This is a genomic window from Arthrobacter sp. Dra40, from assembly GCF_059091905.1.
Map to the genome: position 1 here is coordinate 1 of NZ_JBNHHB010000143.1, position 13227 is coordinate 13227.

At 67.4% G+C, this 13227-nt stretch carries 13 protein-coding genes; 1 reads left to right on the forward strand and 12 read right to left on the reverse strand.

Annotated features, from left to right (window positions below; all coding sequences use genetic code 11):
- The first annotated feature begins 207 nt into the window (after positions 1-207).
- Positions 208-1347, forward strand: a complete 1140-nt coding sequence (locus AC5RWT_RS27805) for a carboxylate-amine ligase (RefSeq protein ID WP_494083017.1) — start codon at positions 208-210, stop codon at positions 1345-1347.
- Positions 1348-1404: 57 nt separating this feature from the next.
- On the opposite strand, the gene smpB is transcribed toward AC5RWT_RS27805, so the two are convergent.
- The 12 genes from smpB to AC5RWT_RS27865 all read right to left on the reverse strand — a co-directional run bounded on the left by smpB (position 1405) and on the right by AC5RWT_RS27865 (position 13054).
- Positions 1405-1878 carry an SsrA-binding protein SmpB gene (smpB, locus tag AC5RWT_RS27810; protein ID WP_493966219.1) on the reverse strand — a complete coding sequence of 158 codons (474 nt, stop codon included), beginning with the start codon at positions 1876-1878 and terminating at the stop codon, positions 1405-1407.
- A gap of 100 nt (positions 1879-1978) precedes the next feature.
- Positions 1979-3358 carry a peptidoglycan DD-metalloendopeptidase family protein gene (locus AC5RWT_RS27815; protein ID WP_494083018.1) on the reverse strand — a complete coding sequence of 460 codons (1380 nt, stop codon included), beginning with the start codon at positions 3356-3358 and terminating at the stop codon, positions 1979-1981.
- Between the two features lie 100 nt (positions 3359-3458).
- Complete coding sequence (gene ftsX / locus AC5RWT_RS27820) at positions 3459-4373, reverse strand: permease-like cell division protein FtsX (protein ID WP_493966221.1); 915 nt, start codon at positions 4371-4373, stop codon at positions 3459-3461.
- Positions 4370-5071, reverse strand: coding sequence for a cell division ATP-binding protein FtsE (ftsE, locus tag AC5RWT_RS27825; protein ID WP_493966222.1), 702 nt, complete (start codon positions 5069-5071; stop codon positions 4370-4372). The genes ftsX and ftsE overlap by 4 nt, the downstream gene beginning before the upstream one ends.
- An 89-nt stretch (positions 5072-5160) precedes the next feature.
- A complete protein-coding gene (locus tag AC5RWT_RS27830) occupies positions 5161-6096 on the reverse strand; it encodes an alpha/beta fold hydrolase (protein ID WP_494083019.1) in 936 nt (311 codons plus the stop codon).
- A complete protein-coding gene (locus AC5RWT_RS27835) occupies positions 6093-6845 on the reverse strand; it encodes a 3-hydroxybutyrate dehydrogenase (protein ID WP_494083020.1) in 753 nt (250 codons plus the stop codon). The genes AC5RWT_RS27830 and AC5RWT_RS27835 overlap by 4 nt, the downstream gene beginning before the upstream one ends.
- Positions 6838-7482, reverse strand: a complete 645-nt coding sequence (locus AC5RWT_RS27840; protein ID WP_494083021.1) for a TetR/AcrR family transcriptional regulator — start codon at positions 7480-7482, stop codon at positions 6838-6840. Before AC5RWT_RS27840 ends, AC5RWT_RS27835 begins: the two co-directional genes overlap by 8 nt.
- Entirely contained in the window at positions 7479-9236 is a 1758-nt protein-coding gene (locus AC5RWT_RS27845; protein ID WP_494083022.1) for a class I adenylate-forming enzyme family protein, read from the reverse strand. Before AC5RWT_RS27845 ends, AC5RWT_RS27840 begins: the two co-directional genes overlap by 4 nt.
- Positions 9233-10468: a branched-chain amino acid ABC transporter permease gene (locus AC5RWT_RS27850; RefSeq protein ID WP_494083023.1), complete on the reverse strand. Its 1236-nt coding sequence runs from the start codon at positions 10466-10468 to the stop codon at positions 9233-9235. Before AC5RWT_RS27850 ends, AC5RWT_RS27845 begins: the two co-directional genes overlap by 4 nt.
- Positions 10465-11340: a branched-chain amino acid ABC transporter permease gene (locus tag AC5RWT_RS27855; RefSeq protein ID WP_493966228.1), complete on the reverse strand. Its 876-nt coding sequence runs from the start codon at positions 11338-11340 to the stop codon at positions 10465-10467. The genes AC5RWT_RS27850 and AC5RWT_RS27855 overlap by 4 nt, the downstream gene beginning before the upstream one ends.
- Positions 11337-12293, reverse strand: a complete 957-nt coding sequence (locus AC5RWT_RS27860) for an ABC transporter ATP-binding protein (RefSeq protein ID WP_494083024.1) — start codon at positions 12291-12293, stop codon at positions 11337-11339. The genes AC5RWT_RS27855 and AC5RWT_RS27860 overlap by 4 nt, the downstream gene beginning before the upstream one ends.
- Positions 12290-13054 carry an ABC transporter ATP-binding protein gene (locus AC5RWT_RS27865; protein ID WP_494083025.1) on the reverse strand — a complete coding sequence of 255 codons (765 nt, stop codon included), beginning with the start codon at positions 13052-13054 and terminating at the stop codon, positions 12290-12292. The genes AC5RWT_RS27860 and AC5RWT_RS27865 overlap by 4 nt, the downstream gene beginning before the upstream one ends.
- Positions 13055-13227: the final 173 nt, after the last annotated feature.

Sequence of the window (13227 nt, forward strand, 5' to 3'; positions counted from 1 at the left end):
CGTTTCCGAGATAACTCTGCATCCTCGGCCCGCTTCCCCTGGCGCGACTAACATCGTCGAAACCTGTCATCCCCGTATGTAGTTATCAAAATAACCAGCTGTGCCGGTCAGTTACCTGCCCGGACCATCCAGTGTAACCCATGCCTGCGTCAGGCTATTCCCGGCTTCGGCGTAGCCAGCGTGCAGGGGCGATATTACGCTCGAACCATGGTTGTGCGCGCAATTCCAGGCACGCCACCGGGCCCTGCTGAGGCCCCGGCAACGTTCGGCATCGAAGAAGAATTCCTGCTGATGGACCCCCGGTCTGCGCGGCCGCTGCCGACTGGTCCGGCGGTTCGGGCCTCCCTGCGCCTGGACACCGCCCCGGACTGGGTGAGCACCGAGTTGCTCGATTGCCAGGTCGAGACAGCCACCCCGGTGTGCCACACGCTCTCTGAGGCTGCCGATGCGCTCGTGGACTTCCGCCGGAATCTCGCCCGCAGCGCCACCGCGACAGGGGCAGCGGCAGCCGGCATTGGCGTAATTTTCGACGCCTCTCTGCGCCCGGCATCGGTGACGGACACCCCCAGATACCGAAGCATTGCCGAACGGGCACCGGCGCTGGTCGCCGACCAGTACGTGACGGGCATGCATATCCACGTGGAAGTGGCCGATCCGGAGGTGCGCCTGCAGGTCCTCAACCGGCTTCGGCCGTGGCTCCCGCTGCTCACTGCTGTCGCCGCAAACTCTCCCTTTTGGCGGCACGCGGACAGTGGGTTCGCCAGTTGGCGGACCATTCTGTACCGCCGCTGGCAGGTCCAGGGCTGCCCGCCGTTCTTTGCGGACCTGCACGACTACCGTGTCAGGGTGCGGCAGTTGTACGCCTCCGGAGTGGTGCCGGATCCGGGGCACCTCTCCTGGCTGGCCAGACTGGCAGACCACTACCCCACCATCGAAGTCCGCTCCTCGGACAGCCAGCTCACGGCCGCAGACAGCCTCCTGCTGGCCGGACTGGTCCGGGCACTGGTGGCTACCGAACAGGCAGCCGTCGTCGCCGGTCGACCGGTCATCAACTTTTTCCCGGAACATCTGGATGTGGCACTCTGGCAGGCCGCGCGGTTCGGGATGACCGGGAAACTGGTGCATCTGGAGTCGGCCACCCTCTGGCCGGCGTTCGACGTGCTGGAGTTGCTGCTCCGGCATATTGACGATGCGCTGGAACAACACGGGGACCGCGGCTGGGTCCATGAACAGGCAGCGAGGCTGCGCCTGGAGGGCAATGGGGCGCAGCGTCAACGCACGGCGCTTGCCAGCGGTGGGCTGGCAGCTTGGTTGGACCTGGTGGCCGGTTCCCTCACCGCGGGCTGAGCTGCCCGGGTCCACAGCCTGGCCTGCCGGCTGCAGGGACGGGGCCTCAAGGCGGGATCAGCCCCCGCGGTTCTTTTCCCGCATGGCGCGCAGTGCCTCGCGGTTGTCCTGCTTTTCGCGCAGCGTCTGGCGCTTGTCGTAGTCCTTCTTGCCGCGGCCCACACCGATTTCCACTTTGGCCAGGCCGTCGTTGAAGTACAGCTGCAGCGGCACAATCGTGTAGCCGGACTCCCGGGTTTGGCGGGCGATCTTTTCCAGCTCAGCACGGTGCAGCAGCAGCTTGCGCCGGCGGCGGGCGGCGTGGTTGGTCCAGCTGCCGTTGAGGTACTCCGGAATGTAGACCGATTCCAGGTACAGCTCGTCGTTGTAGAAGATGGCAAAGCCGTCGACCAGCGAGGCCCGGCCCTCGCGCAGGGACTTCACCTCGGTTCCCATCAAGGCCATGCCGGCCTCATAGGTATCCATGATGTGGTAGTCATGCCGGGCCTTTCGATTGGTGGCCACTACCTTTCGGCCACTTTCTCTGGGCACGGGTACTCCTTCGTCGTCGGAACGTTCCATTATAGCGTCGCCGCCGCCGGCGGAAGGAGCGCTGCCCCGGCGCCGCAGCGCCGGGATTTTTTCACCGGGCTTAGAGCAGGCCCATCGGGTCCACGAAATCGCCGTTAACGATGGTTTCGAAGTGCAGGTGGCACCCGGTGGAGTTGCCCGTGCTGCCCACGTAGCCGATCAGCTGGCCCTGTCCCACCCGCTGCCCGGCATACACCACGTACTTGTTCAGGTGGTAGTAGTTCGTGTCCAGGACCTTGCCGCCCCGGTAACCGTGGCTCATGGTGACGCTGTTGCCGCCGCCCCAGACCGAACCGTCGGCCCGCTCCACAGTGCCCGCTGCCGGCGCGTACACCGGCGCCCAGCACGCCGGACCGTAGTCGATCCCGCTGTGCAGGTAGCCGCCGGAGCCAAAAAAGTCGATGGTGCCGGGCGGGGTGGACCGCCAGCCGAACCCGGAGGTGATCGGCCCGCTGGTCGGGGAAATCAAACCAAAGGACGACGGCGCCTGGCTGACCGGCTTCGGTGGCTGGACCTTGGGGATGATTTGCGGCACCGGCTGGCCGCTGTTCCGCGCCGCCTGCTGGGCCGCCTTGATCCGGGCCTGTTCCCGCTCCCACGCTTCCTGGGCCCTGCGCTGCTCTTCGGCTTCGCGCCGGGCTTTCTCCTCCGCCTCGCGGCGCAGCCGTTCCTGCCGCTCCTTGATCTGGGAGAGCACCTGCTGCTGGGCCTGCTCGGTCTTGGCCAACTCCTGCTCGATCTCCGGCTTCCGGGCCTGCAGGCTGTCGGAAAGCGCCGAGGTCTCGGCAATCAGTTGGTCGACTTTTTGCTTTTCGGCTGCTGCCTCGTCGCGGGCGGTTTGTTCCGCCGCCAACGCTACCTCGGCCTGTTCCTTCAGCCCCCGGATCTCCTCCTCGACGGCTTCCAGCCGCGCCTGGGAGTTAACGTTGGTTGCGTTCTGCTGGGCCAGCTTGTCCAGCGCCGCGTTTTGGCTGCGCAGCGCCTGGTCTGCCAGGTCGATCGTGTTGGCCAGGTTGGCGTCGCCGTCGGAACCGAAGAACAGAGACAGGTTGGACGGCACCCCGCCCTGCTTGTACGCCTGGGTGGCGATCTGGCCGATGACCTTCTTGGTCTCTTTCAGCTCTGCCGCATCGCTGGCCAGTTGCTGGTTGATTTTGTCCTTGGTCTGCAGCGCCAGGTCCACACGCTGGGCCAGGGCCGCAACCTTGTTGGTGGCCGCCTCCACCCTGCCCTCGGCTTCGGAGAGCTTCTGCTGGGCGCCCGGCAGCCGGCTCTGGTACTGCTTCAGTTCTTTGACCGTCTTCACGATGTCGGCGTCCAGGAACTCCAGGGAATGCTCGATTTCCTGAATTTCCTGCTCAAGTTGGGCCTTGCGGTCCTCGAGGTTATCGGCCTGGGCCGGGCCGGCGGAGCCCAGGGAGAACGCGAGCAGAGCCGCCATGGCTGCACTCAGAATTCCCTGCGGAAGACACTTCTTCCGCGGCTTTGAACGGCTCACAGCCTGGCTCCCCCATGTCAAGTTCTGCTCACGTGTCATGATTCTAGACCTTCAGGTAGCGGCGCAGGGTCAAAAGGGACGATATTCCGGCCAGGACGGCACCCAGCAGCACCAGCGCGGGGCCGATCACCAGCATGGTGCTGGAGGAAATGAACGCGGTGTCCGGGTACTGGCTGGCCAGCCAGTCGCCGATGAAGAAGTGCGCCACGGCCCACAGCGTGACCGACGCCAGCAAGGCACCGACCACTGCAGCAATGACGCCCTCCAGCACGAACGGCAGCTGGATCACCAGCTTGGAGGCGCCGACCAGGCGCATGATGCCGGTTTCCCGGCGCCGGCTGAAGGCGGACAGCCTGATGGTGGTGGCGATCAGCAGAATGGCACAGACAATCATGACGACGGCGATGCCCACCGCCACCAGCGAGGCGATGTTCATGACGCTGAAGACCTTTTCCAGGATCTCGCGTTGGTCCACCACCACCTCCACGCCGGGCAGCGAGGAGAAAATCTCGTTGATGACCTCGTACTTTTGCGGATCCACCAGGGAGACACGGAAGGATTCGGGCAACTGATCCGCCGTCACGGAGTCCACGATCGGCGAATTCGCGAACTGGTCGCGGAAGTGGCCCAGCGCATCGTCCTGTGACTCGTACAGGTAGGTGTCCACGTACTGTTCCACGGCCGGGCTGGTCAGCGTGGCCTCAATCTCGGCGCGCTGCTCATCGGTCACCGGGCCGGACGCACAGCTCGCCGTCGTCGAGGTGTCGACGCACAGGAAGATGGCCACCTGGACTTTGTCGTACCAGTAGCCCTTCATCTGGTTGATCTGCATCTGCAGCATGCCGGCGGCACCGACGAAACTGAGCGAAATAAAGGTCACCAGCACCACGGAGACCACCATGGACAGGTTGCGGCGCAGGCCGGAGGCGATTTCGCCGAGGATAAAGGCCAGTCTCACTTGGCTTCCTCCGGCTCACCGAGGTAAATGCCTTCGGATTCATCGCGCACCAGCACGCCGTCGCGCAGTTCAATCACGCGCTTGCGCATTTCGTTCACGATCACGTTGTCGTGCGTGGCCATTACCACGGTGGTGCCGTTCTGGTTGATGCGGTCCAGCACCTTCATGATCCCCAGCGAGGTGGTCGGATCCAGGTTGCCGGTAGGTTCGTCGGCCAGCAGGATGCCCGGCTTGTTCACGACGGCGCGTGCGATGGCGACGCGCTGCTGTTCGCCGCCGGACAGTTCGTGCGGCATACGGTGGTCTTTGCCCTCCAGGCCCACGGTCTTGAGCACCTCGGGCACCGTCTCCCGGATCACGGCACGGCTGCGTCCGATCACCTGCATGGCGAACGCCACGTTGGCGAAAACCGTCTTATTGGGCAGTAGCCGGAAGTCCTGGAAGACGACGCCGATGCCGCGGCGCAGTTTGGGCACGCGCCAGCTGGGAATGTTGGCCACGTTCTGGCCGGCGACGTAGACCGAGCCACGGGTCGCCCTGTCTTCTTTGAGGACCAGGCGGATGAACGTGGATTTACCGGACCCGGACGAGCCGACCAAGAAGGCGAAGTCGCCCCGATCGATCTCCAGACTGATCTTGTCCAAGGCCGGACGAGAGTTCTGGTCGTAGATCTTGGTGACGTTATCGAATCGAATCATGACTACTTTGTGCCTCAGGGCCGAGGACGAGGGCTTGTGCTTGGGGGAAGAAACCTCAGCCTCTCGACTATAGGCACGCAGTCTTGAGTTTATCCTGCAGCTGTTCCGGTGTGTCGTTTCACCGGTCCGGCCATTACCTCGCGCACGGCATCCGCCGTTGCCGCCGCCCCGGGGCGGTCCATCACGATGGTGTAGTGGTTGGTCCCGGCCACCTCGCGGGCCTGCAGAGCGGGCAGCCGCCGGGCCCACTGATCCACGTAGTCGCGCGTGTAGAGACCGGCGTCTTCGTTCAGCAGGCCGCGGGGAGCCCGCAGCAGCACGGCGCGAATCTCCAGTGCTTCCAGCGCATCCATCAGGACGGCACCGCTGTTCAGGTCGGCTGTGTCGCGGGCCATCGCCTCGTAGTTCGTTGCCGGCCGCAACAGCGGTGGTTCGCCGGCGAGGTCGTAGTCCACGTAGTCCTCCACGAGCGGGTTCCAGTGGTCCGCGAAGGCCGGGTGGGCGCGCCAGAAGTTCCGGTAGGCCTCCCGGCTGGGGAACGTCGCGGCCAGCCGTTCGGCCGCCGGTCCCAGCACGGACTGGATGACTTCATCGTCGCTGAGCCCGGCCGGCACCTGCAGCGGCAGGCCGCCGTCGACCAGTACCAGCGACTGGACCAGCGCGGGATGCCGCCGGGCCAGCACCACCGAGGCGAAAGCCCCCATTGAATGGCCAACGACGACGGCGCTGCCCACCTGGTGTGCGGCGAGCACCTCGGCGAGGTCATCGGCGTGGGCGGCCATGCCGAACGGGCCGGGCAGCCCGTTGCTGCGCCCGCGTCCGCGCAGATCCGGCGCGATGACCCGCACGCCGTCGAGCTCCTGCGCCAGCAGGCCCCAGGTGCGGTGCGACGCAGTAACCCCGTGCACGGCCAGGATTGCCGGTGCCTGCGGATCCTGCGGCCCCCACACGCCCGTGCGCAGGGTTCCGCCGCGGACCGGCACGTCCAGCGTGGCGTACGGCAAGGCTGCCGGTTCGGCGCTCATCGGCTGGACCACCCGCCATCCATCGTGTAGGACGCGCCGGTGACCATCCCGGCGTCGGGCCCCGCGAGCCAGCAGGCCAGCGAGGCCACTTCATGCGGCTCCACCAAGCGCTTGACCGCGCTCTCGGTGAGCATCACCTGGGCCACCACTTCCTCTTCCGGCAGCTGGTGCATGCGGGCCTGGTCGGCAATCTGCTTTTCCACCAGCGGCGTCTTCACATAGCCGGGATTGATGCAGTTGCTGGTCACGCCGTGCGCGCCGCCCTCCAGCGCCGTCACTTTGGAGAGGCCTTCCAGCCCGTGCTTGGCCGAAACGTAAGCGGCTTTGTACGCGGACGCCCGCAGCCCGTGCACCGAGGAGATGTTGATGATCCGGCCGAAGCCGCGGTCGTACATGCCCGGCAGCGCCGCGCGGATCAGCAGGAACGGGGATTCCAGCATCAGCCGGAGCATCAGCCGGAAGGCCTCCGGATCGAAGTCCTCGATCGGGTTGATGCGCTGGATGCCGGCGTTGTTTACCAGGATGTCCACATCCACCGAGGCAGTTTCCAGCGCCCGGGTGTCGCTGAGGTCCACCTGCCACGGAACGCCGCCGATCTCCTGCGCCACCCGTTCGGCGGCGGCGCCGTCCAGGTCAGCCACCGTGACCTTGGCGCCGCGGCCGGCCAGGGCGCGGGCGCACGCTTCACCGATGCCGCTGGCCCCGCCGGTCACCATGGCGCTGCGGCCTGTCAGAGTCTTGTCAGCCACGGTTCGGTCCTTCCGTCACCTGCGGTTGTCCGGGCGCCAGCGCCCGTTCGATGAACTGCATCATTTCTTCAAAAACGTGGTCGGGCACTTCCCGCGGAACGGGCTGTGCGCCGTCGCCGTCCTCCCACAGCACCCAGCGCATGCCGATCAGCTCGCCGATGCCCATCAGCGCCCACGCCGCAACGTCCGGGTCCATCGGACGCACCTCGCCGGTGGCCTGCGCCGCCTTCAGGCCCTCGATGTAGCCGTTGACGATGCGCGTGTAGTGCATCCGCAGCGCGCCGGGTGAGACGAACTCCGCCTGCCGGATGATCCGGTAGAGCGCGGGGTGCTCGGCGGTGAAGCGGAAGAACGCCCTGAACCCGGCCCGCTCGGCCTCCAGCCGGTTGTCCGCCGACTTCGCGGCCTCCGTCATCGCATGGCGCACCCGCCGGTTGAGGTCCTCGACCACCTCGTCGAAGATGGTCTGCTTTCCCTCGAAATACAGGTAGAAGGTGCCCAGGCCGACGTCCGCCTGCTCGGTGATCTTCACGATGGAGGCGTCGTGGTAGCCCACCGAGGCAAACACGGCTTCGGCCGCTTCCAGCAGCTTGGCCCGGGTCCTGGTGCCGCGGGCGGTGCGGGGTGCAGCGCTCATGTTCCGTGCTCCGATCCTGCTGTCAGGGGGTGGTGGACGCCGGGCCGGGCCGCGATCTGCGGCAGCCTGCCCCGTGCCACCTTGTTCAGTGCCGTCCGCGGCAGCGCGGTGACAAAAACGAAACGGCCGGGGACTTTGAAGGCCGCCAGCTGCGCCTTGCAGTGTTCGGTGAGTTCCTCGGCGTCGGTGATCAGGCCCGCCCGGACCACCACGTAGGCCAGCCCGGCTTCGCCCCAGCGTTCGTCCGGCACTCCGACGACGGCGGCTTCCGCCACTGCCGGGTGCGACAGCAGCACCTGCTCCACCTGGGCCGGCGCCACGTTTTCGCCGCCGGAGATGTACAGGTCCTTGATCCGGTCCACAATGCGGAAGAAGCCGTCCGCAGTCCGTTCCACCAGGTCCCCGGTGCGCAGCCAGCCGTCGGCGAGCGCCGCCGCTGTGGCGTCCGGATTCCGGAAGTAGCCGGCAAAGACACCCGGTCCCGAGACCAGCAGCTCGCCGGTGGCCTGGCCCTGGAGGATTTCGCCGGTGACCGGGTCCGCCACGGCCACACTGACGTGGGGATAGGGCTTGCCCGCGTAGCCGATCATGGAGGCCGCGTCCTCATTGGGCAGGCAGAGCACATTCGGTGACGCTTCGGTCAGGCCATAGCCCTGGCTCAGGGCCACGCCGCGCTTGTGCCAGATCCGCAGCAGCGGCGCGGGCATGGAGGCCCCGCCAACAATCGCATGCTGCAGGCTGGACAGGTCCGCGGACGCGAAACCCGGGTGCTCGGCCAGCAGGGCGTACTGGGTGGGCACGCCCATCATGGTGGTCACATTGCGCTCGGCGATCAGCTGCAGCATCCGGCCGGCGTCGAACGTGCGTTCCAGCACCACCGTGGCACCGGTCCACCACGCCAGCAGCGGCTGGATGTTCCAGCCGCCCACATGGAACTGCGGCAAGGCCGCCAGCACCACATCGGAGCTGGACAGCTCCATGGTCCGGGACAGCGAGAGGTTGGTCCAGAAGCAGTTGGCATGCGTGAGGATGGCTGCCTTGCTCGGCCCCTCGGTGCCGGAGGTGAAAATCATCAGCAGCGCATCGTCGTCGTGCACTTCCCGTGGCACGGGCGGCGCGGTGCCCTCGATCCGCCGGGTGGGGAAGGGTACGTGCTGTTCCACTCCCGAGGGTCCCAGCGCGGTGGTGCGCGGCGGCAGCGGGAGCATCGTGGCGGCCGCCGCGGCCAGCGCGTCGAATTCATCCTCCACCAGCAGCAGGGCCGGGTCGGCCAGCTGCAGCTGCTCGGCGATCTCCCCTGGAGACAGCCGCCAGGACAGCGGGACGAGCACCAGGCCGGCCTTGGCGCAGGCGAAGAAGAGCACCACATGGTCGGCGGAGTTGCCGGTCAGGGTGGCGATCCGGTCCCCCACGCCGTAGCCTGCGGCCCGCAGCCGCGCGGCCAGTGCATTAGCCCGGGCATCCAGGTCGCGGTAGCGGAGGCTGACGCCGCGGTCGTCGATGGCCACCCGGTCCGGCGTGGACACCGCGCGGTCGGCGGTCCAGCGGCCGAGGGTGTGGAGTCCGTCGTTTCGGAGCGCGTGGTGGTGGGAAGCGGACGGGCGCACGCCGGGAAGATCCGGCTGCCCCGGGTGCTGGTAGCCGACATTGGCAGGGTTTGGCTGTCCCGGGTGCTCGTGGCCGGCGCCGGCTGGGTTTAGCTGTCCCCCATGCAGGTAGCCGAGTCCGGCGGACGGATTGTGCTGCTGGTTCACTCGGCATTCTCCAGGATCTCGCGCTGCCGGGCCGCTGCCTGGCGGCGCTGGCCGCGGCTGAGGGTGGCCCGCTGTACCGCGCCGGTGATGCCGCCGGGCAGGAAGAGCACCACCAGGATGAACAGTGTACCGAGGATGAACAGGGGCTCCGAGAGCGGGATCCGCAGGACGTCCGGCAGGCCGGCGATGGCCTCCGACTGCGCCAGCGAGGTCAGCCGCTGGTCCAGCAGCGTGTAGAACACACCGCCGATGATCGCGCCCCAGCGCGAGCCCACGCCGCCGAGCACCACCATGACCAGCAGTGTGATGGTGAAGTCGGCCGAGAGGCTGCGCGGGACGGCGCCGGACTGCAGCAGCAGGTAGACCATCCCCACGGCTGACGCCAGCACGCCGCCGGCCACGAACACCAGCAGCTTGACCAGATAGGGCTGCAGGCCGATGACCCGCACGCGCAGCTCGTTCTCCCGCACGGCCGCGGCCACGTGGCCTGCCCGGCTGTACTGCATCCAGGTGACGACGGCGAAGACCACCAGCAGCACGATCAGCGCCAGCCAGTACAGGTTGCGGGTGTTGGCCACGCCCAGCAGCGACTCGGGCAGGTTCTGAGTGGCCAGTGTCAGGCCCTCTTCGCCCCCGGTAACCTGGCCCGGGTTGCGGCCCACCAGCACGTGGCCGGCCTCCGCGAACGCCAGGGTGACCATGGCGAACGGAATGCCTGTCACGCGCAGACCAACCGCGCCCACCACGTGGGCCAGCACGATCACCAGCAGCAGCGTGAGCCCCATGGCCGGCAGCAGCGGCAGGTCGAAGGTGTCCAGGATGACGCCGAGGCCGTAGACCCCCGCGCCGAAGTACAGCGCGTGGCCGAAGGACAGCAGTCCGGTGACGCCAAGCAGCAGGTGGTAGCTGAGCGCCGCGGCGGCCATCAGCATGCACATGGCGATCAGCTGCAGCGAACCCGGTGTGTAGGTAGGCCCGGGCAGCACGCCCGGCAGGGACAGGTTCAGCAGCGGCAGCAGGGCCAGCAGCACCACGCCCGCTCCCCCGGCAGCCCACTTGAGCAGGCCGCGGGCACCGCTGCCGTCCGCAGCACCGCCGTCGTCCCTGCCCTTCCGTCCACGCCGCAACGTCCTTGTTGCGGCCGTACTGCTGTGATGGGCAGCGCCGTCGGCAGCAACGGGCTCCGGACCCGGCTGCGCCTCGGACTGGGAGTCGGTCTTGCTGGTGGTCATGATTTCCTCCCGAGCAGGCCGGACGGCCGGAAGAGCAGGACAAGGGCCAGGGCCACGACGACGACGAAGTCGCCCGTGCCGAACAGGTAGAAGTTGGCAAACTGTTGCAGCAGCGCCACGACCACGGACGCGATGGCCGCGCCGGTCAGCGAACCCAGGCCGCCGATCACGGTGACAATGAAGGCAAAGATCAGCAGCGAACCGCCGAGCATCGGCGACACGTAGTCGAAAAAGTGGCTGGCCAGCACCCCGCCCAGGCCGGCTGCGGCGCCGCCGATGGCGAAGACCAGCGTGAAGGCTTTGCGGACGTCAATGCCCAGGGCGGTGACCATGGAGCGGCTTTCCACGCCGGCACGGATGATCATGCCGTAGCGGGTGCGCTTCAGGAAGAACACCAGGCCCAGCAGGACGAACACTGCCGCGATGATGGCCACGAAGCGGTCGTTCGGGATCTGGGCCCCGAGGATTCCCGTGGTCTGGCTGAACCATTCCGGTCCGGAAATGTGGATCGCGTCGGTGCCCCAGATGCCGTCGAACAACGCGACCGATGCCAGCGAGAGGCCGACGGTGACCAGTACCTGTTCGATATGCCGCTCGTACAGCTTGCGGATGAGCACGAACTCGGTGAAGGCGGCGAACAGTGCCCCCACTACTGCGCCCACCAGCAGCGAACCGAGGAAGGTCCACCAACTGTCGGCTCCGGAGCGGCGCGCGACCTCCCAGCCGGCGAACGCGCCCAGGGTCAGGAAGGAGCCGTGCGCGAAGTTCAGCACGCCCATCAGCCCGTAGATGAGACTCAGCCCGGAGGCCACCAGGAAGTACAGAGCGCCCAGCCCCAGGCCGGTCACGGTCAGCAGGACGATGGTACTCACTTCTGCGCTCCATTCCGGTAGGTGCTGGTGTCGACGGCGGACCCGGCGCCGCTGGCCGCCTCGTGGCGGTGCCGGGCGCCGTTGACGGTCTCGCTGCCGTTTCCGTCGGCGGCGGCAAGGCCGTCGTCACCGTGCCCGCCGTCGGCGTGGACCCCTAGCAACCGCTGCGTCAGGTCTTCATTGGTGAGGAACTCCAGCGCACTGTCGGTGGTGTGGACCACCCTGCCGCCGGACAGCACCACCGCACCCGCGGCCAGCTGGCGGACCACCTGCAGGTTCTGTTCCACCAGCAGGATCGGCACCGTTTCCGCTGCCCGTTCCAACGTCTCCGAGACTTCCTGCACGATCTTGGGTGCCAGGCCCTTGGTGGGTTCGTCGATCAGCAGCAGCTTGTTCTCGTTGAGCAGGGCCCGGGCCAGCGAGACCATCTGCTGCTGCCCGCCGGAGAGGGTCCCGGCCATCTGCGAGGCGCGCTTGAGCAGGTCGGGGAACAGTTCCTCCACCAGCTGCCGGCGCGGGGAGGCATCCCGTTCGGCCAGCCGCAGGTTCTCCGCCACGGTGAGCTTCGAGAAAACCTCGCGGTCCTCCGGAACGTAGCCCACGCCGCGGCGGATGATCTTGTAGGTGGCTTCCTTGTCAATCCGCGAGCCGTCCAGCGTGACGCTGCCGGTGCGGGAGATGAGGCCGATGATGGCCTTGATGGTGCTGGTCTTGCCCACGCCATTGCGGCCCAGCAGGGCGGTGATCCCGGTGGCCGGAACGGAGAAGCTGACGTTTTCCACCACCTGCTGGCCGGCGATGTGGGCGCTGAGTCCCGCGACTTCCAGCACCGGCCGGATGCGGCCGGCCGGCTGCGCTGCCGGAGTCGACGGTGCCGGCGCTGCGGCGGGGCCCTGGGCCGGGCCGCTGTGGGCTCCGGCAGCGGCCGCGCCGCCCTGCGGTTGCTGGCTCATACGGGTTCTCCCAGGTAGGCGCTCTGGACGGTGGGGTTGGCCATCACCGCGTCCGGGGTGTCGATGGCCAGCAGCTTGCCGTGGTGCATGACTGCCACCCGGTCCACCAGGCCCAGGACCACGTCCATGTGGTGCTCGACCATCATCACGGTGCAGCCGCGGTCGCGGTGCATCCGTCTGATGATCGCGCTGAGGCCCGGGACATCGCCGGAGGCCACCCCGGCCATCGGCTCGTCGAGCAGGATGACGGACGGATCTCCGGCCAGGAGCATGGCAATTTCCACCTTGCGCTTGTCGCCGTGGGAGAGGTCTCCTGCCGCGGTGTTCAGCTTGTCCTCCAGCCCGACCTCGGCCACGTTCTGCTTGGCCGCGGCGGTCGCCGAATCCGTCCGGGAGGGGAACCGGAACACGGACATGCTGCCGCCGAGGGCCGATTGGGCCGCCAGCCGGACATTTTCCAGCACGCTTAGCCGCGGAAACAGGCTGGAGGTTTGGAAGGTGCGTCCCAGACCGGCCCGTGCCCGGTGATGGATGGACGCCGAGGTGACGGCGGCGCCGTCGAGCGTAATGCTCCCCTCGGTCGGCTTGAGTACGCCGGAGACGAGGTTGAACAAGGTGGTCTTGCCGGCACCGTTCGGGCCGATGACGCCGACCATTTCGCCGGTCGCCACGGTGAATCCCACATCCTCCAGGATGCGGGCGCCGCCGATCTGCAGGCCGAGGCCGTCCACCACAAGCGCGGGCTGAGCTGGGGAGGTCATGATGTCACTTTCTGTGCTGTCCTGGACCCTGGTCCGTGTTCCGGGGCGCCGCCCACCCAGTGGGGCGGGCGGCGCCGGAGCTCCTGCAGTTCCGGATGAAATCCCGGGTCTGCTGTGGCTAGGGCTTCGGTTACTTCGCTTCCGGCGGAGCCACTGTGTCAGCCGGAACCGCC